16 protein-coding genes are annotated in these 21,861 nt (G+C 62.8%); 2 read left to right on the forward strand and 14 right to left on the reverse strand.

The annotated features are described in order from the left end of the window. Positions 1–1,215: TonB-dependent receptor (locus tag VIE67_RS09680; protein WP_332025646.1), on the forward strand; the 1,215-nt coding region annotated here is incomplete at its 5' end. A 28-nt stretch (positions 1,216–1,243) separates the two neighbouring features. On the opposite strand, the gene mctP is transcribed toward VIE67_RS09680, so the two are convergent. The 8 genes from mctP to VIE67_RS09720 form a co-directional block, all read right to left on the reverse strand. After that, positions 1,244–2,764 (reverse strand): monocarboxylate uptake permease MctP, encoded by a 1,521-nt coding sequence (mctP, locus tag VIE67_RS09685; protein ID WP_332025647.1) that lies wholly within the window; start codon positions 2,762–2,764, stop codon positions 1,244–1,246. Continuing rightward, positions 2,761–2,931, reverse strand: coding sequence for a DUF3311 domain-containing protein (locus VIE67_RS09690; RefSeq protein ID WP_332025649.1), 171 nt, complete (start codon positions 2,929–2,931; stop codon positions 2,761–2,763). The genes mctP and VIE67_RS09690 overlap by 4 nt, the downstream gene beginning before the upstream one ends. Before the next feature lie 153 nt (positions 2,932–3,084). Then, positions 3,085–4,053, reverse strand: a complete 969-nt coding sequence (gene corA, locus VIE67_RS09695; protein WP_332025651.1) for a magnesium/cobalt transporter CorA — start codon at positions 4,051–4,053, stop codon at positions 3,085–3,087. A gap of 160 nt (positions 4,054–4,213) precedes the next feature. Next, a complete protein-coding gene (locus tag VIE67_RS09700) occupies positions 4,214–7,075 on the reverse strand; it encodes a S53 family peptidase (protein WP_332025653.1) in 2,862 nt (953 codons plus the stop codon). Positions 7,076–7,121: 46 nt separating this feature from the next. Further along, a complete protein-coding gene (locus VIE67_RS09705) occupies positions 7,122–8,312 on the reverse strand; it encodes an Lnb N-terminal periplasmic domain-containing protein (protein ID WP_332025655.1) in 1,191 nt (396 codons plus the stop codon). Between the two features lie 208 nt (positions 8,313–8,520). Beyond that, on the reverse strand, positions 8,521–9,366 hold the full coding sequence (locus tag VIE67_RS09710) for a CorC family transporter (protein ID WP_332025657.1): 846 nt from the start codon (positions 9,364–9,366) through the stop codon (positions 8,521–8,523). A gap of 118 nt (positions 9,367–9,484) precedes the next feature. Then, a complete protein-coding gene (gene ybeY / locus VIE67_RS09715) occupies positions 9,485–9,940 on the reverse strand; it encodes an rRNA maturation RNase YbeY (protein ID WP_332025742.1) in 456 nt (151 codons plus the stop codon). Between the two features lie 41 nt (positions 9,941–9,981). Then, positions 9,982–10,992: a PhoH family protein gene (locus VIE67_RS09720; protein ID WP_332025659.1), complete on the reverse strand. Its 1,011-nt coding sequence runs from the start codon at positions 10,990–10,992 to the stop codon at positions 9,982–9,984. Between the two features lie 174 nt (positions 10,993–11,166). Between VIE67_RS09720 and VIE67_RS09725 the strand changes: the two genes are divergently transcribed. After that, positions 11,167–12,108, forward strand: coding sequence for an aldo/keto reductase (locus VIE67_RS09725; RefSeq protein WP_332025661.1), 942 nt, complete (start codon positions 11,167–11,169; stop codon positions 12,106–12,108). Positions 12,109–12,129: 21 nt separating this feature from the next. Here VIE67_RS09725 and hydA read toward each other — a convergent pair whose 3' ends face one another. From hydA to VIE67_RS09755, 6 genes are all read right to left on the reverse strand, one after another. Continuing rightward, the gene (gene hydA / locus VIE67_RS09730) at positions 12,130–13,548 is read right to left on the reverse strand and encodes a dihydropyrimidinase (RefSeq protein ID WP_332025663.1); all 1,419 of its coding nucleotides are present in this window, start codon (positions 13,546–13,548) and stop codon (positions 12,130–12,132) included. A gap of 155 nt (positions 13,549–13,703) precedes the next feature. Then, positions 13,704–15,185 (reverse strand): NCS1 family nucleobase:cation symporter-1, encoded by a 1,482-nt coding sequence (locus tag VIE67_RS09735; RefSeq protein ID WP_332025665.1) that lies wholly within the window; start codon positions 15,183–15,185, stop codon positions 13,704–13,706. Between the two features lie 185 nt (positions 15,186–15,370). Continuing rightward, a complete protein-coding gene (gene preA, locus VIE67_RS09740) occupies positions 15,371–16,642 on the reverse strand; it encodes an NAD-dependent dihydropyrimidine dehydrogenase subunit PreA (protein ID WP_332025667.1) in 1,272 nt (423 codons plus the stop codon). 134 nt (positions 16,643–16,776) lie between these two features. After that, positions 16,777–18,132, reverse strand: coding sequence for an NAD(P)-dependent oxidoreductase (locus VIE67_RS09745; protein WP_332025669.1), 1,356 nt, complete (start codon positions 18,130–18,132; stop codon positions 16,777–16,779). 165 nt (positions 18,133–18,297) lie between these two features. Beyond that, positions 18,298–19,650, reverse strand: a complete 1,353-nt coding sequence (gene aptA, locus VIE67_RS09750; protein WP_332025671.1) for an omega-aminotransferase AptA — start codon at positions 19,648–19,650, stop codon at positions 18,298–18,300. Between the two features lie 447 nt (positions 19,651–20,097). Continuing rightward, a complete protein-coding gene (locus VIE67_RS09755) occupies positions 20,098–21,849 on the reverse strand; it encodes a hypothetical protein (RefSeq protein ID WP_332025672.1) in 1,752 nt (583 codons plus the stop codon). Positions 21,850–21,861 lie beyond the last annotated feature (12 nt).

Below are 21,861 nucleotides of genomic sequence, written 5' to 3' on the forward strand. Positions count from 1 at the left end.
TTCAAGGCGCCGCTCTTCGGCATGCGCAATCAGTTCGCCGCCGGGCTGGATTACGACCATGGCCGCGTCGAGTACAGCGCGGTACTCGAATTGGCCAACCTCATCGTGCGGCGGAATCTGCCGCTGAGTTCGATCACTTCAGCAAACTCGGGTATCTACGTGCCCGGCGATGCGCTCGATGTCTACAGTTACAGCGTCAACGCAGGTGCCTACGCGACCGACACCTTGAGCCTGACCGACCGCCTCGCATTGACCGTATCGACGCGCTACAACCACACGCATACGCTGATCGAGGATCTCAGCGGCACGAATCCCGATCTCGATGGCGAGCACCGCTTCCAGCGCCTCAATCCCGCCGTGGGTTTGACCTATCAGTGGACGCCGGCGCTGAATTTCTACACCGGCTACAGCGAATCCACGCGCGCGCCGACCGCGGTGGAGCTGACCTGTTCGAGTCCGGACGCACCGTGCAAGCTGCCGAACGAGTTCGTCGCCGATCCGCCGCTCAAGCAGGTTGTCGTAAAGAACTGGGAAGCCGGTCTGCGCGGCACGCTCGACGCGGGTTTGCTGGGCAATGCGCGCTGGAAACTCGGCGTGTTCCGCGCGACGAACGTCGACGATATCCAGTTTCAATCCACCGGCGGCGCGCAATCCAACGAAGGTTTCTTTGCCAATATCGGCGATACACGCCGACAGGGCGTGGAAGCGTCGCTGGCCGGAAAACTGTTCGACAACCGGCTCGACTGGTATGCGAATTACTCGTACCTCGACGCCACGTTCCTGACCGCGTTCACCGAGTCGAGCGTGCATAATCCCTATGCCGATCCGGATACGGGGCTGATCGAGGTCAATCGTGGCGGCCGCATTCCGGGCCTGCCGCAGAATACCTTCAAATTCGGCGCCGACTACGCGCTGACCCAGGCACTCACGCTCGGAGGCGACATTTTATACAATTCCGCACAATTCCTGCGCGGCGACGAGGCGAACAAGCTCGCACCGATCGGCGGTTTCGCCCTGTTCAATTTGCGCGGCACCTACCGCATCAATCCGCATTGCACGGTTTATGCGCGCGTACAGAATGTGTTCGACCGGCGCTACTCGGATTTCGGCGTGATCGGCAGCGGAGCCAATGTGCTGCCGCAGTTCACCGATCCGCGCCTGCTCAGCCCGGGCGCACCGCGCGCGGGCTGGATCGGCGTCAGTGTGGACTTGTGACGCCGATCCGCCGTCGTTGCTGCGCAGTTCAACCCGCCGTGCCGGGCGCGTCTTCGTAATCGCTCGGCTGCGTATCGTCTGCCGTGGCGCCTTTGCCCGCGACTACGGTGACTATCGCCGCGACGACGATGTTGACGGCCAGTGCGATCAGGCCGATATAGACGGTTCCGATACCAGGCAGCAGGAACACCGGCTTCACGCCCTGGCTCCAGCTCATCCAGGTGCCGAGCAGCATGCCGACGGCCCAGCCGATCAGCAGTCCGCGCGCACTGAACCAGCGCGTGTACAGGCCGAGGATGACGGCGGGGAAGATCTGCAGGATCCAGATGCCTCCGAGCAGTTGCAGGTTGATCGCGAACTCGAGCGGCAGGAAGACGACGAACACCAGCGCACCGAACTTGACCGCCAGGGACGTGATCTTGGCGACGTTGGATTCCTGTGCCGGCGTCATGTTGCTGTTCACGTAGGGCCGCCAGATATTGCGCGTGACCAGATTGGCCGCGCCGATCGACATGATCGCGGCGGGCACCAGGGCGCCAAGCGCGATCGCCGCACAGCAGAATCCGGCGAACCATTCGGGGAAGCTTTGCATGATCAGTGCAGGTACGACGGCCGTACCCTTGGCGGTCACATGCGCAGCGAGCGCCATGTAGCCGAGCATCGCAATCAGGCCGAGTGCGATCGTATACGCCGGCAGGAAGATCGCATTGCGCCGGATCACGTTGGGGCCCGACGCGGCCAGCGTTCCGGTCGCTGTATGCGGATACAGGAACAACGCAAACGCCGATCCGAGCGCCAGACTCGCGAAAGCCACGACCTGCGACGGCTGCAGGACAATGCCGGTCGCTCCGCCTTTCGCTGCGAACACCTTGTCGGCCGCGTCGAACATCGCGCGGTAACCGCCGAGCTGCGCCGGAATGATGATGATCGCGGCGAGCACGAAGATATAGATCATCGTATCCTTGACGAAGGCGATCATCGCCGGTGCGCGCAAACCGCTGGTGTAGGTGTACAGCGCGAGGATGACGAAGGCGACGACCAGGGCAATTTCACCGCCCTCCTTGACGCCGCCGAAACCCATGCCTTCGAACACGACCTGCATGCCGACCAGTTGCAGCGCGATATACGGCATCGTCGCCAGCACGCCGGTCAGGGCGACGGCGAGCGCGAGCCAATGATTGCCGTAACGGCCTTCGACGAAATCGGCCGTGGTGACGTAGTTGTGCTTGCGACAGACATTCCACAAGCGCGGCATCATTGCGAAGACCAGCGGATAGACGATGATCGTGTAGGGCAGGGCGAAGAAGCCATAGGCGCCGATCGCAAATACCAGCGCCGGCACCGCAACTACCGTGTAAGCGGTGTAGACATCGCCGCCGAGCAGGAACCAGGTGATCCAGGTGCCGAAGCGCCGCCCGCCGAGTCCCCACTCATGCAGTTCCGACATGTCTCCGGCCTTCCAGCGTGAAGCGAAAAAGCCGATGACGGTGACGAGGGCGAAAAAGAATGCGAAGACGATCCACGCGGTCCAATGGACTTCGCCGCTCATGACTTTTCTCCCCGGTAGACGATATACGTGCACAGCGACGCCACCGGCACCCAGGCGAACATGTACCAGTAGAAAAACGGGAACCCCCACAGCCAAGGTTCGCGAAAGTTATAGAACGGCAGCCACAGAAGGCCGATGAATGGTAGGAGCAGCAGGAGACGGCGCATGAGCTTCCCCGAGAGTTGTGGTCAACAACCGCGCAAGACTCAGGGAACGGGGCGTCTCAGGTCAAGACGCAACCGCACATTGCCGTCTGGCCGTTTCCACACCCGTCGACTGCATTGCGCTGAAGCAGGGAAATGACGGGCCTGGGTTCGGCTCTACAGCCACTTCGCGCGGCGCAAGCCGACGAACAGGCCGACGCAGATCGCAACGGTCAGGCCGACCACGACAAAATAGCCGTATTCGGTGCCGAGCTCGGGCATGTTGTGGAAGTTCATGCCGTACCAGCTCGCGACCAGCGTCGGTGCGGCCAGCAGGGCGGCCCAGCCGGCTAGGCGCTTGACCACTTCGTTTTGCGCGACTGAAACCATCGCCAGGTTCACGTTCATTGCCGAGGAGAGCAATTCGCCCATCGTGTTGGTCGTGTCGCTGATGCGCGCGGCATGGTCGAACACGTCGCGCAGATAGAGTTTGACCTCGTCGCAGATCAGGCGTCCGTGAAAGCGCGTGAGCTGGTTCAGGATGTCCTGCATCGGCGACACGGCGAGGCGCAGCGTGACCAGTTCGCGCTTGAGCAGATACAGGCGTTCGATCACCTCGCGCTTGAACGTGTCCTCGAAGATATCCTTTTCGAGTTTGTGCAATTCTTCCTTGAAATTACTCACGATCGGCAGGAAGTTGTCGACGATGAAATCGAGAACCGCGTAGAGCGCGTAGCTGGGTCCCAGCGCCATCAGCTCCGGCGTCTGCTCGCAACTCTTGCGCGCCGGCGCGTACGAAAGCGAGGCGCCATGCCGCACCGTAAGCAGGAAGCGAGCGCCGAAGAAGATATGCGTTTCACCGAATTCAATCTTGCCTTCGAGCACCTGCGCGGTGTGCAGCACGATGAACAAGGTGTCGTCGTAGATTTCGATCTTCGGCCGTTGGTGCGCGCTGTGCGCATCCTCAATCGCGAGATCGTGCAGGCCGAACTCTTCCTGCAGTTTCGCCAGCAGCGCCTCGTCCGGTTCGAGCAGGCCGACCCAGACGAACTGATCGGGGTCCTTGAGCACATCGCTGATCGCATCGACCGAGATATCGCGCAGCTTGCGCCCGTCCTTGCCGTAGGCGACGCAGTTAATCAGCATCGGTACGCACTGTGCGGGTGAAGATTCAATCGGGTGGACTGGCGTATCCATATGGGCTGCCGCAGGATCAGTCGATGCCCGCATCATGCCGGAGTCGGGATGACTGTCGCAATCGCCGGACGAGCGCGCTCTGGCGCACTCGCGGATGCCGGGCGTTCGCCTAGAGATGGCAACCGGCTGGCACGAGGTACGCGGGGCGGGACAAGTTGATCGTACCGCTGAGCCCCATATTCTCTCCGCTCGCGAACGCATAAGTCAGGGTCATCGCCGAGCAGCTTTGGAAAACGATATTTGCCGCGCCGACCGGAGTGGTCTGCACCACGGCGGGATTGTCGAAGACGCCGTCGCGCGTGGCATAGATCGGGATGTTGCTGGCCGTGGTCGTACCCGCAGTGAAGCCACCCAGCTGCAGGGTGAACCAGCGCTCGCTCGCGGCCCCCCCGATCTGCTGGCCAATGGGTGCAAAAGTATACCAAGCCGCAAACAAGGCCTTGTCGATTGGATTGATGGCGAACAGCAATCCCTGACCGCTCGTATTCGGGTCGTACCATGGACCGGAAAGCAGATAGTCCGATGCACTGCTGCCATTGTTGCCACTTTGTCCGCAGGTCACGTTTGCGCCCAGGCGGGTCAACGGGATGGTGCCGTTGCGCACACTGCCGTCGCTCAAGTGATAGGTAAGCGCGCCGCGCGTGCAATCGCTGAATTGGATCGTGGCCTGCCCCACCGATGTTGCGCCGACGGCCGGCGCGGCATTGAAGTTGCCGCCGTAGCTCGCGTAAACCTGCAGCGTTGCGCTGCCATTCGCGCTGCTGACAGGCCCCTGAATCGTATACCAGCGTTGTCCGCCCGAGGCGAACAGGTCGAAGGTAAACCAGCCGCCGAAAAAGAACCCCTGTCCCGCACCGCTGAGGTCCGGAATCAGCTGAACCACCAAACCCTGACCGCTTTCGGAAGGATTGTACCAGGCACCGGTGAGGCCGCTCTGGTCCAGATTCACCGATGGCGTCACGTTGTTCCACTGCGTGAGCAAATTGGCAACATCGATCGATCCAAGTCCCGTGGCGAGATCGTAGCCGGTGCCGACCTGAAACCCCGCAAGGCCGCCAGACAGACCGTTCGGTCCCGGCGTACTGTTGTTGCACAGGCTCGGTATGGACACCGAGCATCCGGCAACGCCGCTCGATGCCTGCGTGGTGTCGTGAAACACGCCGTTTTGCGGCGTGGCTGCAAGCGCATACAGGCGCGGATTCAGATTGCCCTGCGCGGATCCCATACGTTGGTTCAGCAATGCGGCGATGCCGGCCATGTCCGGAGTCGATGCCGATGTGCCGAAGAAAAACGCGAACGGGAACTGGCCCTGCGAATCCAGCACGCACGAGCTTCCGATCGCTGCCAGGCAACCGAAATAGCCGTCGTGCGCGGACGCGCTGAAAGAGATGTCCGGGGTGTAGCGGCCCTGCTTGCCGGGAACGCCGGGGCCGATTTGCCAGTTGGGAGTCGGGATGAACGCACTGATCCCGCCGCCCGTAGCCGATGCCTGCGTCGCGCCGTTGCCGTCGAGCGGCTCGTTCCACGCTCCTTCGGGGATATAGCCCAGCGCCGAACCGAAGCCCGCACTATTGCCCCCACCCCAATATTGAGCAAGATTGGCCGCGTCGGCGAATTGCGTGCCGCCGACACAGGTGGCGTAGCTCGATACGCAAATGAAGTTCGAGCTGGCGATTTGCGTAGCCGGCGGCGTGGCATTGTAGGGATCGCATCCCGCCGCGCCAGAGTCGCCGGAGATCACGAACACCGAAATGCCCTCAGCCGCGGCCTGGCTGAACAGGTTGTCGTAGAAATCGACCCCGGATTGCCCCGCATCGGCTTCGCAGCCACCAAAGCTGATGCTCATGATCTGTGCGGGGACGGGATTCGTGTCGACCACATATTCACTGGCAATGCGCAATCCGCTTTGCGAAGTCGTATCGCCGCTGACCACCAGAGCGATCGTCGCGCCGGGAGCCACGCTGGTGGCGCGGCTGATATCGATGGTCGCTTCAAGCTGATCTTCAGTTACGCCGCCCGACGAGGCCGCCGGTCCGGGATCGACGCCGGCGGGCGGCACGATGATCGTCGGATCCTTGACTCCCAGCTGAGACCTTTGCTGAAAATTCTCGATATCAGGCAGGTATACGCGCGCGCGGCCGATAACTGCGATCGTCTGGCCGCTGCCATCGATGCCTTGCTGATAATCCGGATTGAGGTCGTAGATCCTGGCGAAGTCCACCGGGAAAATATATTGCGTGCAATTGCTGCCCGAACAGAATGTCCCGCCGGGATGTGCGCTGGCTGCGGCCCGTGTCGCGGACGCCGCGCCACCGACGCCATGGTTTGCATGCTCGTTGATCGTGTACAGCCCGTTGATCGAACGAATCATTGCGGAGAATGCGGCCGGAATGCGCGGCGCGGACGTGTTGGCGATGCGGGTTTGGCCGGCGACGCGATACGCATGCATTCGGGTCTGAAAAACTGCACCAACCTGGCCTGCCGAAGCACTGAAGTCGATACGCGTGCGACTGTTCGCGACCTTGTCGACGTGCAAGCCTTGCGCGCTCATCCAGCGCGTCAACGCATCGATATCCTGCTGCGAGTTGCCGAATCTCTCACCGAGCTCGGACGGCGTCAGCCAATGATGAAAATCCGCGGATTGCGGATCCTGCTGCTGTTGCAGGAATTGCTCGAACGCCTGCTGGCGTGCGGGCGACCGCTGCAGGAGCAGGGTCAGATGGGCCAGCTGCACATCGTCGACGATGACGCCAAGGTCGTTTTGCGCCGTGGCCCAGCGGGCCTGCTGATTGGCGAGTGCGATGTTCGCGACCGGCACGGACGTGCGAGCGGTATCCTTGGCAAATGCGCCGGCCAGCGGCGCGACTGCCAAGCTCCCTGCAATCGTCCAGCGCAACAGTGTGGCCAGCGGGTCGAGCCTTGACCGACGAGTTTCAGGGTTGCGATTGCGCACCTGCAAGTTCTGTTTCATTCCATTCTCCCTGTAGCTGCGTCCGCCATCTAATGGAAAGTTTACTTTATCTTGCCTGAATCCCGGCCGGGCGCACATGGTTGAGAGCGGTAGTGGTCGCCAAAGCAAAGGCAAAGTGCAGCGGCATCAACAGTGCGATCCAGAACCAGTTGTCCTGCTCGAAACCCGGCAGGATTTTGGCGACCCAGGCGAATGCGGCACACAGGGCGATCGCGAGCGCGAGATTTTTCGCGAACCGCGAAGGCCGCCAACTGCGGCGGAATGCGCCGAGCCAGGTTGGCAGCAGGAGCAGGCACAGTGGATTGAACAGCAGCAGATTTTCGTTGCGCCAGGCGGAGACGTGATCGGTCAGCAACCACAGTCCCGCGAGTACAAGGCCGGCAATCCCGAACATGAAAGAAGACACACTCGCGATACTGGCCAAGGTCACGCGCGCCCAGGTGCGCGTGCGCAGGCGCGCGAGGCCGACCAGGATCAGCGCCGACGCGATGCCGATTGCGAGCGCGGCCCAGCGCCAGTTGGACGCATATTCGGGAGGCTCAGGGATGCGCGCAGCGGCCACAAGCGTTTCGTTCGCGACCAGCGGCACTTCGTTGCCGGCTTCGTCGCGCACCGTGATCTCGCGCAGGTGGCGCATGAGTTCCGTCGGCACGAAACTTTCGTCCCAGTAGGACAGGCGCCGGTCCGCATACGGGCCGAGACCCGCGTCGATCGCAAGCATGATCGCCGGGTCGGGCCGCATCAGGCGGTCGGCATCCATGCGATAGGTGAAGCCGCGCGAGGGGGCGATCGTCTGCGCCCTGATCGCGCCGCCGAGCGCGGCATCGAGCGCATCGCGCACGCGTGTGGAACAGTTCGCACGGAAATAGTCGTAGCGGTATTGGGCATTTTCCTCGCGCACGTTCCAGGCCAGAAAGCCGGCGAGTTTTTCGCGTTGCGCGGGCGTCAGGTTCAGTTCCTGGCGCACGATCCAGCGGCCCTCGGCGACATAGACCGGCAATTCGTCGGCCGGATCGCCCGCCGCCGCGCGATAGGTCATCAGGCCGCGCGCGAAGTTGAGGAAGAAATTCTTCTGGGAAAAGTCAAAAATTCCATAATTATACAAACGCGCATCGCCCGAGCGGTCGCGGATCTCGATCGCGTTGTGGCCGAAGCGCTCCCAGACTTCTTCGCCGGGGCCGAAAGTGATCAGGGAAACGGAGAGATTCGCGCCGGGCTCGTCCGTCGCTGGCGCCACGGATTGTGCGTGCGATGGATGTGACCAAAGCAGGAGAACCAAGCCAAATGCTGCTGGAAATTGAAATAAGCTGGGTCGCATAAAAGCTTGTCATTCCCGCGAATGCGGGAATCCAGTGTCTTGTCTGGTTGCGCGGCGCGGGTGGAAGCAAGGGTGCTGGATTCCCGCCTTCGCGGGAATGACGACATGGGTTGTTCGTGCAACCCGACTAGGCGTCATTCACGCGCACCGCAAACTGCAGCACGCGGCGGTCGTCAGCTCGGGTGACGTGGAAGTGGAAGCCGCCGAGGGCGACCTCTTCGCCAGGTTCGGGCAGATGGCCGAACTCGGAAGTGACCATGCCGCCGACGGTATCGAATTCGTCGTCGGAAAACTGACTGCCCAGGCGTGCATTGAAATCGGCGATCGGAGTCAGCGCGTTGACGACGATGCGGCCGTCGGGTTGCACCTGGATCAGTTTCTTGCGCGCCGGATCTTCCTCGTCGTGCTCATCGTCGATTTCGCCGACGATTTCCTCGAGCACATCCTCGATCGTGATCAGTCCGGCGACGCCGCCGTACTCGTCCATCACGATCGCCATGTGATTGCGCGACAGGCGGAATTCCTTGAGCAGGATGTCGAGCCGCTTCGATTCGGGAATCAGCGCGGTCGGCCGCAACAGCTTGCGAACATCGCGGGGCGCGCCGTCGACAAAGCACTTGAGCAGATCCTTGGCCAGGAGTATGCCAATGATCTTCTCGCTGTCGCCGTTGGTCACCGGGAAGCGCGAGTGGCCGGATTCGATCACCCGGCGCAGGATTTCGTCGAACGGTGCATCGACCGGCAGCGATACCATCTGCGCGCGCGGAATCATCACGTCGCTGACGTGCAGGTCGGCTACCTCGATGGCGCCTTCGACCATCGACAAGGTGTCGTTGGAAAGCAGGCCGTTGGCCTGTGCGCCGCGCAGTTCCTCGAGCAGCTCGTCGATGTTGCGCGGTTCGCCGGAAACCAGTTGACTGATGCGGTCCAGCCACGATCGCGTGGGTGCCGGACTCGGGGGATCCTCGTTCATTGCTCTGGGTGAAAAGCCCGGAAGGGCGGCAGCGCAGTATACCCGTTTTTTTGTGACCTGTTAATAAAACCATCAAATTCAGTAACTTGGCGCAGAATCACACCAGAAACACCCGGGTTCAGAACGGGTCGGCGATGCCAAGGCGCGCAAGGATGCGCCGCTCCAGGGCCTCCATGCCTCGTGCATCGGCGTCCGTTTGGTGATCGTAGCCGAGCAGGTGGAGGACGCCGTGGACGGTCAGATGCGCGTAATGATCGCGCAGGGTTTTGGTCTGCTCGCTGGCTTCGTGCGCCACGACCGGCGCGCAGATCACGAGGTCGCCGATCAGCGGGTGGCGGATGCGGCGTGGCAGTTCGGCAGCGAACGACAGCACGTTCGTTGCGTAGTCCTTGTCGCGATAGCGCCGATTGAGTTCGCGGCCCTCGTCGGCATCGACCAGGCGAATCGAGAGAGCGACCGGGGTGCGCCGTTTCGCGCCCGTCGTTGCGGACTCCACCCACGCACGGAACGCGTTCGCGCTGGGCAGCCCGCGTCGCGACACTGCGTAGCTGACGGCGACATCGGGGTTGGCCATCTTGTGCGAGCGCGGGTTGCCAGTTTTGGCGGACATCGTCTTCAGCCCTGCGTGCGCTCGTTTGGCACATGCTTCGGCATCGCCGCGCTCGATTCGGCAGCGGCCTCGTAGGCGCGCACGATGCGCTGCACCAGCGGATGGCGCACGACGTCCTTCGCCGTGAAAAACGTGAAGCTGATGCCGTCGACTTCGTGCAGCACGTCGATCGCATCACGCAGGCCGGATTTGATATGCCGCGGCAGATCGGTCTGGGTCACATCGCCCGTCACCACGGCGACCGAGCCAAAGCCGATGCGCGTCAGAAACATCTTCATCTGCTCGACCGTCGTGTTCTGCGCTTCGTCGAGGATCACGAAGGAGTCGTTGAGCGTGCGTCCCCGCATATAGGCGAGCGGCGCGATTTCGATCACATTGCGCTCGACCAGCTTGGTCACACGATCGATGCCGAGCATTTCGTACAGCGCGTCGTAAAGCGGGCGCAAGTAGGGATCGACTTTCTGCGACAGGTCGCCCGGCAGAAAGCCAAGCTTCTCGCCGGCCTCGACCGCTGGCCGCACCAGCACGAGCCGCTGCACGCGGCTGTCGTTGAGCGCATCCACGGCCATGGCGACGGCGAGATAGGTCTTGCCGGTGCCCGCCGGGCCGACGCCGAAGTTGATATCGTGACGCGCGATCGCGTGCAGGTAGCGCGCCTGATTCGCGCCGCGGCCGCGCACGCTGCCGCGCTTGACCTTGATCGTGACTTCCTGCGCGCTGTCCGCACTATTCGCATCGAGCGCGTCGATGCCGGACTCCGACAAGTGCAAATTGATCTGCGCGCCGTTGAGCGTTTCGGTTTCGGTGGCCGCGTAAAGATTCCGCAGTACGCGTTCGGCGCGCTTGATCGAAGAGCCCGCGCCGCTGATGCGGAACAGATTGCCGCGATTGGCGATTTCCACGCCCATGCGCAATTCGATCTGGCGCAGATGCTCGTCGAACGGGCCGCTGAGATTGGCCAGACGCTCGCCGTCGTTGGGTTCGAGCGCAAGATCGTGATGGGTTGGTTGCGTCATAGCGCGCGAGGTTAGCGCGCGTGCGTGTTTGTTTCCAGTGCGATCGGCGCGGGTCTTTTTCGAACTACTTGCATGCGAGCCGGTAGTGCTCCACGATCCATTCATTGCCATCGGCGGTTGAAGTTCTGTCCGGCGCCCAGATTGTCTGCGGATCCGACGCACAAGGTCTTGTTCATGCAGCTTCGCAAACTTGGCAATTCGCCACTGAACATCGCGCCAATCGCCTTTGGCGGCAACGTGTTCGGCTGGACGGCGGACGAGAAAACCTCGTTCGCGCTGCTCGACGCCTTCGTCGATGCGGGTTTTAACCTGATCGACACGGCCGATGTGTATTCGCGCTGGGTGGCGGGCAATCAGGGCGGCGAATCCGAAGCGATCATTGGTCGCTGGCTGCGGCAGTCGGGCAAGCGCGACCGCGTGCTGATTTCGACCAAGGTCGCCAAACTGGAGACACGTCGAGGCTTGAGCGCGGCCAATATCGCGCTGGCTGCGGAGGATTCGCTGCGCCGCCTGCAAACCGATACGATCGATCTGTATTTCTCGCACGAAGACGATCCGGCGACGCCTATCGAGGAGACGCTTGGCGCGTACGCGAAGCTGATCGAGCAGGGCAAGGTGCGCGCGTTAGGTGCATCCAACTTTACTGCGGCGCGCCTGTCAGAATCGCTGGCGATCAGCAAGAAACATGACCTGCCGCGTTACGAGTCGCTGCAGCCGGAATACAACCTCGTTTCGCGCAACGGTTACGAGGCCGAACTCGAACCGCTGGTCCGGCGCGAGCAGATCGGCGTGATCAGCTACTACGGGCTTGCCAGCGGGTTCCTGACCGGCAAGTATCGCAGCGAGGCGGATTTGCAGCAGAGCCCGCGCGGGCGCGGGGTGAAGAAATATCTCGATGCGCGCGGCCTGCGCATCCTCGCGGCGCTCGACGAGGTCGGCGCACGCCAGCAGGCGACGCCCACGCAGGTCACCTTGGCCTGGCTGATCGCGCGGCCCGGCATCACGGCACCGATCGTGAGCGCGACCAGCGTGCAGCAGTTGCACGAAATCCTCGCGGCCACGCGCCTGCAACTCGACGCCGAGGATATTGTCGTGCTGGAGTGGGCCAGCGCCTGATCCGCGATATTCCGCGGCGCGCTATGCGAGCGCGTGGCGTTTGGAATTCGCCTCGAAATACGGCCCGTTGAGCGGGCGCGACAGATAACGCCCGGCACCGCGCTCGGCGCGCAGATCGCCATCGTTCCAGGTCAGTTTGCCGGCGCTGATCGTGCGCCGCGCGAGGCCTTTCACGACGCGACCTTCAAACACATTGAAGTCGACATTCTGATGATGCGTCTTGGCCGAGATCGTGCGCGTCGCGTTCGCGTCCCAGAGTACGAGATCGGCGTCGGCGCCGACTTCAAGCGCGCCCTTGCGCGGATACAGGTTGAAGATGCGCGCGGCATTGGTCGAGGTGACCGCGACGAATTCGCTGGGCGTGAGCCGACCGGAGTTGACTCCGTAGTGCCAGAGGACGCTCATGCGATCTTCGATGCCGCCGCATCCGTTCGGGATCTTGGTGAAGTCGTTCCTGCCCGCAGCCTTTTGCGGCGCGCAGAAACAACAGTGATCGGTCGCGGTCGTGTGCAGATGGCCGGCCTGCAAGCCCTTCCACAGCGCGTCCTGATGCTCCTTCGGCCGGAACGGGGGACTCATCACATGCGCGGCGGCACGGGTGAAATCCGGATCCTGATAGACCGAGTCGTCGATCAGCAGATGTCCGGCCAGCACTTCGCCGAACACGCGCTGGCCTTCACCGCGCGCGCGCGCGATGGCCTCGACCGACTGCCGCGCCGAGTTGTGCACGATGTACAGCGGCACGCCGATCACTTCGGCCAGACGGATCGCGCGATTGACCGCCTCGGCCTCGACCGCGGGCGGGCGCGACAGTGGATGACCTTCGGGTCCGGTGATGCCCTTGGCGATCAGTTCCTTTTGCAACTGGAACACCAACTCGCCGTTTTCCGCGTGCACCGTCGGCAGCGCGCCGAGCTCGAGCGCGCGCCGAAACGAATTCACCAGGATTTCGTCATCGGCCATGATCGCGTTCTTGTAGGCCATGAAATGCTTGAAGCTGGCGACGCCGTGCTCGTGCGCGAGCGTGCCCATGTCGCGATGCACGCTCTCGTCCCACCAGGTCACGGCGACATGGAAGGCGTAGTCGGACGCTGCTTTTTCCGCCCAGCCGCGCCATTCGTTGAACGCCGCCAGCAAGGGCTGCTGCGGATTCGGAATCACGAAGTCGATGATGCTCGTCGTGCCGCCGGCCAGACCCGCCGCGGTACCGCTGTAGAAATCGTCGCTGGCCACCGTGCCCATGAAGGGCAACTGCATGTGCGTGTGCGGATCTATGCCGCCGGGCATGACCAGCAGATCGCCCGCATCGACGGATTCGGTTCCGGCCGGAACATCGAGGTCCGCGCCGAGCGCCGCGATTTTTCCATCGACGCAGAGCACGTCGGCGCGAAGGCTGCGCGCCGCATCGATAAGGGTGCCGCCGCGGATCAACAATGACATGACATATCTCCGAATCGTTTTGCTCGTCATTCCGGCGAAAGCCGGAAGTGTTTTACAACAGCGAAGCTGGTCATCCAGTGTCTTTGCTTTTCATGGATGCGAGAGCGAAGTGCAAGGAACTGGATTCCGGCCTTCGCCGGAATGACGAACTCTTTTCATCTAGCCGCCAGCGCAGCCTGCGGCGCCGCACGGCGCATCAGCAACGCGTAGATGATCGCGGAAATCGCAAGGCCCGCAAACCATGCGTACGTGTAAATTCCCTGAAAGAACGCGGGCACGTTGGCGAATGCGGCGGGAAATGCGGCATGCAGGAAGCCCGGCAGGTTCGGCAGCACGCCGACGACGAGGGCGATCACCGCGGCACTGTTCCAGCCGTTGCGGTAGCTGTAGATACCGTGCTCCTCGAACAATTGTTGCGTGTCGAGTTTGGTGTCGCGCAGGAAATAGTAGTCGACCAGCATGATGCCAGCGACTGGGCCGAGCAGGGCGGAATAGCCGATCAGCCAGGTGAAGATGTAGCCGTTGGTGCTGGCGAGTATCTTCCACGGGCAGGCGAACAGCGCGATGAACGCAGTGATCAGGCCGCCGGTCTTGTAGCTGATGCGCCGCGGTGCAAGGCTGGCGAAATCGTAGGCCGGGCCGACCAGATTCGCCGCCAGATTGCAGGACATCGTGTCGAGCGTGAGGATCAGCAGCGCGATGCCAACGCCGATGCCGGTGAAGCGTCCGGACAGATCGACCGGATCCCAGATCGCCTTGCCGTAGATAACCACAGTCGCCGAGGTCACGATGACGCTCATCAGCGCCAGCAACGCCATCGGCAAGGGCAGGCCGATCGCCTGACCGACGACTTGATCTTTCTGGCTGCGCGCAAAACGCGTGAAGTCCGGAATATTGAGCGCGAGCGTCGCCCAGAAGCCGACCATCGCGGTCAGCGACGGCCAGAACACGCTCCAGAACTGACCGGCCTTTTCGCTGCCATCGACGAATTTCGAGGGTTGTCCCATCATCGCGCCAAAGCCGCCGGCATGGCCGAGTGCCCAGGCCACGAGTGCAAAGCACATGACGATCTTCACCGGCGCGCTGAACGATTCCAGCCAGCGGATCGAGTCGGTGCCATTCAGCACGAAATACAGCTGCAATGCCCAGAATGCGAGGAAGCAAACCAGTTGTGCGAGATTGATTCCGAGCCAGCTGATCGGCTCGGCGACCAGCGCATTGCCGCTGAGGATATTGAGCAAGGTATAGATTGCCAGACCGCCGAACCAGGTCTGGATGCCGTACCAGCCGCAGGCGACGATCGCGCGCAGCAGCGCCGGCAATTTCGCCCCCTGGGTGCCGAACGAGGAGCGCACGAGAACCGCGTACGGAATACCGTATTTCGCGCCGGCATGGCCGATCAGCAGCATTGGCGCAAGCACAATGAGATTGCCGAGCAGCACCGTCGTCACCGCCTGCCACGGCGACATGCCCTGATCGATCAACCCCGCGGCGAGCGTGTACGAGGGTATGCACATCACCATGCCGACCCACAGCGCGGCGTAGTGATACCAGACCCAAGTGCGCTGCGCGGGTGTGGTCGGCGCAAGATCGGCGTTGTACAGCGCGCCGCGGTCGATGTTGCTCGTCTCGTTCATCGGGGTCTCACTCAATTGCAATAACGCTTGCTTTCACCTCTCCCCGCGTGGGAGAGGTCGGCGCGTAGCGCCGGGAGAGGGGGAGGACGGTCTTCGGAAAGACCTGCGAGCGTCGATCGGCGTGGCTTCGACGCCCCTCTCCCCAACCCCTCTCCCGCGAGGGGAGAGGGGCTTCAAAGCAAGGCTCATTCTCTTGTGACCGCAGCCATCGGGTTGTTCTTGTGCGTGGTCCAGTTCGCATACCCGGCCTTGTCGACGCGCTCCATCGTGATGCAGCCGTCGACCGGGCAGACGTGCATGCACAGGTTGCAGCCGACGCATTCGGCATCGACCACCTCGAACATGCGCTTGCCGTCTTTCTGACTGGTGATCGCCTGGTGCGCGGTGTCCTCGCAGGCGATGTGGCAAAGTCCGCATTTTATACATTTATCCTGATCGATGCGCGCCTTGATATCGTAGTTGAGGTTGAGGAATTTCCAGTCGGTGACATTGCCGACGGCCTTGCCGCGGAAATCCTCGATACGCGCGTAGCCCTTGCTGTCCATCCAGTTCGACAGGCCCGAGATCATGTCGTCGACGATGCGGAAGCCGTAGTGCATCGCCGCCGTGCACACCTGCACGTTGCCGGCACCGAGGCTGATGAATTCGGCCGCGTCGCGCCAGGTGCCGATGCCGCCGATCGCTGACAGCGGTAGGTTGGCCGTTTCCGCATCGCGCGCAATTTCCGCGACCATGTTCAAGGCAATGGGCTTGACCGCCGGGCCGCAGTAGCCGCCATGCGTGCCTTTGCCGTCGACGGTCGGCGTCGGCGCCATCAGATCGAGATCGATCGAGGTAATCGAATTGATCGTATTGATCAGCGACACCGCATCGGTACCGCCACGGAACGCCGCGCGCGCCGTCGTGCGGATGTCGGTGATGTTCGGCGTGAGCTTGACGATACACGGCAGGCGGGAGTGCTGTTTGACCCAGCGCGCAACCATCTCGACATACTCGGGCACCTGGCCGACCGCCGCGCCCATGCCGCGTTCGCTCATGCCGTGCGGACAGCCGAAGTTGAGTTCGACCGCATCGGCGCCGGTGTCCTCGACCTGCGGCAGGATGATTTTCCATGAGGCCTCGTCGCAGGGAACCATCAGCGAGACGATCATCGCGCGATCGGGCCAGAGCCGCTTGATCTCGCGGATCTCATCGAGGTTGGTCTTCAGCGGCCGGTCGGTAATCAGCTCGATATTGTTGAGTCCGGCGATGCGCTGGCCGTTCCACTGCACCGCGCCGTAGCGCGAGCTGACGTTGACCACATGCGGGTCGAGACCCAGCGTTTTCCACACCACGCCACCCCAGCCGGCCTCGAACGCGCGGTTGACGTTGTAGGCCTTGTCGGTCGGCGGCGCCGAGGCGAGCCAGAACGGATTGGGCGATTTGATGCCGACGAAATTCGTGAAAAGATCAGCCATGGGCTTTTACCTTGTTTTTGCTCTCGCTCGTCATTCCCGCGGAAGCGGGAATCCAGCTTTTTCTACTCGTTTTTTGAAAATCAAGAACTGGATTCCCGCTTTCGCGGGAATGACGGAATTGTTTTCCCGGGGGGTTACGCACGGCGCAGCTTCTGATCGATGCTGCGTGCGGCGCGCTTGCCGTCCTCGACCGCTTGCACGGTGAGATCCATCTTGCCACCGACGCAATCGCCGCCCGCGTATACTTTTTCCAGCGAGGTCGCATGGTCGGCATTGACCACGATGCGCCCCTTGGCGATCCGCAGCACGTCGGCGCCGGCACCGTCGTTCGCAGGCACCAATACCTGACCGATCGCCTTGAGCACGACGTCGGCATTCAGGCGCAGCATGTCGCCCGTGCCGAGCAGGCGGCCTGTGTCGTCGAGTTGGGTGTATTCGAACTCGATGCCGCTGACTGCGCCGTCGTGCGCGAGGATGCGTCTGGGCGCAGCCCAGCAGATCACGTTGACGCCTTCGCTCTTGGCGAACTCCTGCTCCACCGCGGTCGCACTCATCGTCGGCGCGCCGCGGCGATAGACCAGCGACACCGACTCGGCGCCGAGTTTGCGGCTCTGCACAGCCGCGTCGATCGCGGTATTGCCGCCGCCGATCACGACCACGCGCCGGCCCACCGTCAGCTTCGCCAGGTCCGCAGCCTGGCGCAACTCGGCGATGAAATCTACCGCATTGCGCACACCGGCGAGCTGCTCGCCATCGATGCCGAGCGCATTCACACCGGTGAGACCGATACCGAGGAACACTGCGTCGAAATCGCGGCGCAGTTCGGCGAGATTGAGGTTGCCGCCAAGTGTCTTGCCGTTCTGCACATCGATGCCGCCGATTGACAGCAGCCATTCGATTTCACGCGCGGCGAAGTCGAGCACTTTGTAACGCGCGATGCCGTACTCGTTGAGCCCGCCGGCCCTGGGCCGCGCATCGAAGATCGTCACCCGATGTCCCGCCAAGCTAAGCGCATGCGCGCACGCGAGACCTGCCGGCCCGGCACCGACCACAGCAACTTTCTTGCCGGTATCGGCGGCGCGCTCGAACAGCGGCGTGTTGGTGTCGAATACCCAGTCGGTCGCGTAGCGCTGCAGCGCACTGATCGCGACGGGCGCCTTCTCGTGCGGATGATTGCGCACGCAATCGCCTTCGCAGAGGATCTCGGTCGGGCACACGCGCGAACACATGCCACCGAGGATATTCGCGCCGAGAATTTCCTCGGCGGCGCCGCGCAGGTTGTCGGTGGCGATGCTGCGGATGAACTGCGGGATGTCGATGCCGGTCGGACAGGCGGCAATGCAGGGCGCGTCGAAGCAGAAGTGACAGCGCTGCGCGGCGATCAGCGCCGTCTGCCGGTCGAGCGGCGGTGCGATGTCGGCGTAGTTGTCGGCCAGAGCCGATGCGGGCAATCGCCCTGCGGCAATATCGGCGAATTCTTTACGCGGCATCTGATCCCCTGTTGATATCTATTAATGAAAAGCAAAAGACGCCGACACGGAGAACACGGAGGACACGGAGAGAAGCGAAGAACACGAAGAAATCAGATTCGGTTTGCTCAGCTTTTCCTCCGTGTTCTTCGTGTACTCCGTGGTTCGATCTTTGCTCTCGATCTGTCACCCGGCGGCGCGAATCGACTCGCCCACGACTGCGATCATGCGTTCGATCTCGGCCGGCGTGGAAATCACCGGCGGCGCCATCGCGATGATATCGCCGGTGAAGCGCAGCAGCATGCCGCGCTGCAAGGCATGCTCGAACACGCGCAACGCGCGCACGCCGGGCTGACCTGCGAGCGGCGCGAATTCGACCGCGGCGGAAACGCCAGCGTTGCGAATGTCGATCACGTTCGGCTCGCCCTTGAGCGAATGCACGGCGGTTTCGAGCAGTTTGGCCAGCGCAAGCATGCGTGCGGGTACGTCTTCCTCGTGCAGGATATCGAGCGTTGCGTTCGCCGCGGCGACCGCGAGCGGGTGTCCGGAATAGGTATAGCCGTGGAAGAATTCCACGACGTGATCGGGTCCCTGCATGAAGGTGTCGTAGATGCCTTGGCGCGCGATCACGCCGCCCATCGGCACGGTGCCGTTGTTCACGCATTTGGCAAAGGTAATCAAGTCGGGCGTCACGCCGAACGCCTGCGCGCCGAACCAGTGCCCGAGACGGCCGAAGCCGCAGATCACCTCGTCGAAGATCAAAAGTATACCGTGCCGGTCGCAGATCTCGCGCAGGCGGTTGAGATAGCCGACCGGCGGCACGACCACGCCAGCCGAGCCCTGCATCGGCTCGACGATCACGGCGGCGATGGTCGAGGCGTCATGCAGCGCGACGATGCGCTCGAGCTCTTCCGCGAGATGCGTACCCCACGTAGGTTGGCCGCGCGAGAAGGCCATGTCCTTCAGGCTGTGGGTGTGCGGCAGATGATCGACACCGAGCATCATCGCCGGTGCGAACATCTTGCGATTGGCGACCATGCCGCCGACCGAAATGCCGCCGAGGCCGACGCCGTGATAACCCTTCTCGCGTCCGATGATGCGCGTGCGCGCTGCGTCGCCGCGCAGGCGATGATAGGCGATCGCCATCTTGATCGCGGTATCGACCGCCTCGGAACCTGAGTTGGCGAAAAACACGCGGTTCAGATCGGCCGGCGCGACTTCCGCGATGCGCTCGGCCAGGCGGAATGTTTCCGGCGAGGCCATCTGGAATGCGGGGATATAGTCCGCCGTATCGAGCTGACGCTTGACCGCCTCGACGATTTTCGCCGGCCGGTGTCCGAGCACGGAACACCACAGACCCGACAGGCAATCGAACACTTGCTTGCCTTCGGCGGTGGTGTAGTACGCGCCCTGCGCGCCGACGATCAGGCGATCGAGCGGTCGCGTGCGCTTGAAATAACGGTTGTGCGTGTACGGCATCCAGTACGGGTCGAGATTCATGTCGCCGTAGTGGGACGCGCTCAGGGTCGTGTCAGTCATGGCATTGCCCCTGCGTGGCAGACGCCACTTCCACCAGTTTTCGATTGCGCACCTTGAATCCTCTTTGTTCGCCACTGTGCCTGACAGCTTGCGAAGATGCGTCGAGGTGGTTCGCGTGCGCCGCGTGGGCGGGGAAGCTCCAAAGATCGCGTATCGTCGCCGTCAAGGTCGATAGCTAAAGACTACACCACAGATATGGCGATGCAAGTCCCTGCGATTGAACTCGGAGCAAGTCGTACTCTGCGATCGGGTGTCTTAACGTGTGACGTGAGAGCTCGAACGCGGCGTGTGATTTACTCCTCCCCCTTCAAGGGGGAGGTCGGGAGGGGATGGTGTGTGCGATTGCCTTTCCTTCGCTCGATCATCCGCGCCTTCAACACCATCCCCACCCAACCCTCCCCTTGAAGGGGAGGGCTACGTTCGTCCCCGCGATATAATTCCGCGCCGCTAGAAACGCGTGTGCTCCAGCGGCCGTTGCCGGTGCATCAGCGCCCATTCCACGTGCTCGGCCAGCGAAGCTTCGCCGAGCATGCGCAGGATTTCACACTGCTCCGCCGGCTCCGTCGTGCGATCGAGCGCCGCGCGCGCGTCGGCGAACAGGCGCTGCATGAAGCGGTATTGCTTGATCAGTTCCTTGTCCGCTTTCTTGTAGGCATAGGCCTCGCGCACCGCGGCGACGATGGAAAACACCGCCATGGTGACGACCAGAATGTTCTTCGCGTCGGCCGACAATTTACTCGCCAGCAGCGCGAGCACGACGCTGATGCCGATACCCACGCACAATGCCGCAGCGCCGATCGTCTGGGTCACGCGGTGGGTGCGCGCGCGTTGCGCCGCCTTGCGCGAGTAGTACTCGAGCTGGCCGCCTTGCTGCGCATCGCCGACCCATTCGCGGATTACATCGCGCAATTCGTCCGGCGCGTTTTGCCCGGCGGCGCTTTCCAGTGCCGCGCTGCGCATGGCGTTGCGAATCCAGCCAAGCTCCACATCCTGCTTCTGCAGAAAATTGTCGCGCGCGAACTCCGGGTCGCCGGTCAGCGAAATCCCGGCGCGGCGCCAATACGATTGCACGCGCAGGCCTTCGGCGAGCGCACGGTAGTCCAGATATTTGCGATGCCAGCTGCGACGATTCGCGATCACGACGAGCAGACCGCCGAGCGCGAACAGCAGCAGGAACACATTGAGCATCTCGTCCTGCGCGGGCAGATTGTCGTAAACCGTGAACGCGATGCCCATCAGCGCCGCGAGGGTATACAGCGAGCGCATCGCGAACAACACGCGCCGCTGGAAATGCAGCGCCAGCCAGTCCGCTGCGCGGAACAGGCGATCGAGCGCCGATGGCTGTGCGGTCGCGGCGTTGCCGGCGTCGGCTTGACGCAGCGCGTCGCGCGCGTCGATGCGCGCGCGATACTTGGCATAGTCGGCGTTGAACTCGCTGGTTTGCGCGAACATCGCATGAAATTCCGCCGGCATCGGCCCGGTGCCGGGCAGTGTCGTGCCGCCGACGCGCCAGAAGGTCTGCAACGGTTGCAAGGGCGCCGCGGGCGTGCCGCCCGGCGTATCGCGCGAGCAGACGATGTGGAACAGCAGGCGGCCGTGGTCGTTGCCCAGCAGATTGGTTCTCGGCGGACTTTGCCGGCGTTCGATCGATGCGGGCTTGAGTCCGCTCAGGTGAAAGCGAACGATCTGCGAGGTGCCGCCGAAGAGTTCCGTATCCTTGCCGTCCCAGATCGCGAGCAGGATATGGCAATGCGCGGAGACATAGATGCCGGCGTTGGCATAGCTTCGGTCGCGGTCGCTGACCGGTGAGAGATTGCTCTCCCCGTCGGGCGCGTCTTCGTCGGCGCCGGTCAACTCGATGATTTCCGCCTGGTCGCACAGCGCGTCGAAGCGCGCGCGCGATGCAGAGCTGGGAAAATCCTCCGCGTACTGCGCACGCGCCATCGGCAACGGCGCAATGAGCTGGGCTCCGGCGGCAAGCGCCTCCTCGGCCACCCATTGATCGCCGCCCTCGGCCAGCGCCGACAGCACGAGCAGCTGCAGATCGGGAAATTCCTGCCACAGCATGGCGAAGAATTCGCAGATGCGCGCGCGCACGGCCGCCTCTTCGCGGGCCGGGATATTGCGATGACTCGTGACGCCGATCGTCAGCGGCACGGCAGTGCGCCGACGCAGGTTCGCCGGCGCCGGACTCAGCATGGGCGCGGACGA

Source organism: Rudaea sp., from assembly GCF_036560865.1.
Classification (GTDB): domain Bacteria; phylum Pseudomonadota; class Gammaproteobacteria; order Xanthomonadales; family Rhodanobacteraceae; genus Rudaea.

Coding starts and splice junctions, on each gene's coding strand:
- VIE67_RS09720 (WP_332025659.1), bottom strand. CDS start 10,992: ATGACGCAACCAACCCATCACGATCTTGCGCTCGAACCCAACGACGGC.
- VIE67_RS09710 (WP_332025657.1), bottom strand. CDS start 9,366: ATGAACGAGGATCCCCCGAGTCCGGCACCCACGCGATCGTGGCTGGAC.
- mctP (WP_332025647.1), bottom strand. CDS start 2,764: ATGAGCGGCGAAGTCCATTGGACCGCGTGGATCGTCTTCGCATTCTTT.
- VIE67_RS09735 (WP_332025665.1), bottom strand. CDS start 15,185: ATGAACGAGACGAGCAACATCGACCGCGGCGCGCTGTACAACGCCGAT.
- VIE67_RS09690 (WP_332025649.1), bottom strand. CDS start 2,931: ATGCGCCGTCTCCTGCTGCTCCTACCATTCATCGGCCTTCTGTGGCTG.
- VIE67_RS09755 (WP_332025672.1), bottom strand. CDS start 21,849: ATGCTGAGTCCGGCGCCGGCGAACCTGCGTCGGCGCACTGCCGTGCCG.
- VIE67_RS09745 (WP_332025669.1), bottom strand. CDS start 18,132: ATGCCGCGTAAAGAATTCGCCGATATTGCCGCAGGGCGATTGCCCGCA.
- VIE67_RS09700 (WP_332025653.1), bottom strand. CDS start 7,075: ATGAAACAGAACTTGCAGGTGCGCAATCGCAACCCTGAAACTCGTCGG.
- hydA (WP_332025663.1), bottom strand. CDS start 13,548: ATGTCATTGTTGATCCGCGGCGGCACCCTTATCGATGCGGCGCGCAGC.
- aptA (WP_332025671.1), bottom strand. CDS start 19,650: ATGACTGACACGACCCTGAGCGCGTCCCACTACGGCGACATGAATCTC.
- corA (WP_332025651.1), bottom strand. CDS start 4,053: ATGCTGATTAACTGCGTCGCCTACGGCAAGGACGGGCGCAAGCTGCGC.
- VIE67_RS09725 (WP_332025661.1), top strand. CDS start 11,167: ATGCAGCTTCGCAAACTTGGCAATTCGCCACTGAACATCGCGCCAATC.
- preA (WP_332025667.1), bottom strand. CDS start 16,642: ATGGCTGATCTTTTCACGAATTTCGTCGGCATCAAATCGCCCAATCCG.
- ybeY (WP_332025742.1), bottom strand. CDS start 9,940: ATGGCCAACCCCGATGTCGCCGTCAGCTACGCAGTGTCGCGACGCGGG.